Source organism: Photobacterium sp. S4TG1 (assembly GCF_036040035.1).
Taxonomy (GTDB): Bacteria; Pseudomonadota; Gammaproteobacteria; order Enterobacterales; family Vibrionaceae; genus Photobacterium.
This window is the reverse complement of record NZ_JAYXUH010000048.1, coordinates 1-659: the sequence shown is the minus strand read 5'-3', so window position 1 is coordinate 659 and position 659 is coordinate 1. Positions and strand designations below refer to the sequence as shown.

General features: G+C 41.9%; 3 tRNA genes. All 3 read left to right on the top strand.

Annotated features, from left to right (window positions below):
* Positions 1–82 precede the first annotated feature (82 nt).
* The 3 genes from VXS03_RS20085 (at position 83) to VXS03_RS20075 (ending at position 378) form a co-directional block, all read left to right on the top strand.
* Positions 83–158 (top strand) — tRNA-Glu (locus VXS03_RS20085).
* Between the two features lie 26 nt (positions 159–184).
* Positions 185–260 (top strand) — tRNA-Val (locus VXS03_RS20080).
* 42 nt (positions 261–302) lie between these two features.
* Positions 303–378, top strand: a tRNA-Ala gene (locus tag VXS03_RS20075).
* The last annotated feature ends 281 nt before the right edge of the window (positions 379–659 follow it).

Here is a 659-nt window from a genome sequence, read left to right as displayed (position 1 = left end):
CTGTTTTATGCAGTGTCCACACAGATTGCCTGGTTAAAATGTAAAAGAACATCTAAGTTACCCATAACTTAGAGAAAACTTAGTCCCGTTCGTCTAGAGGCCTAGGACACCGCCCTTTCACGGCGGTAACAGGGGTTCGACTCCCCTACGGGACGCCACTTCTTTTCATCGGAAGTAAAACGATGGGCGATTAGCTCAGTTGGGAGAGCACCTCCCTTACAAGGAGGGGGTCACTGGTTCGAGCCCGGTATCGCCCACCACTTTCTGTTGAATAGAACTTCTCCTAAGAAGTGAAACTTGATGGGGTTATAGCTCAGCTGGGAGAGCGCCTGCCTTGCACGCAGGAGGTCTGCGGTTCGATCCCGCATAGCTCCACCACTTTCTAAATGCATTCGTAAGAGTGTGATTAGAAAGTGGATTCGTCATCTTTAAAAATGACAAAAACACATGTTCTTTAACAATCTGGAAAGCTGACTAGTAAATTTAATCGAAAGATTAATTTTAAAAATGTTTTTATTGCTTCTTTTATAAAGAAGGATAAAAACGAGTTCTCAAAACATACACATTCAAGTGTCTGTGTTTGCTTTCACTTTTTAAAGTGAAGACAAATAAATGAGTCCGGCGAAAAACCAATGTTTAATAATTTCTTGATCGGATTA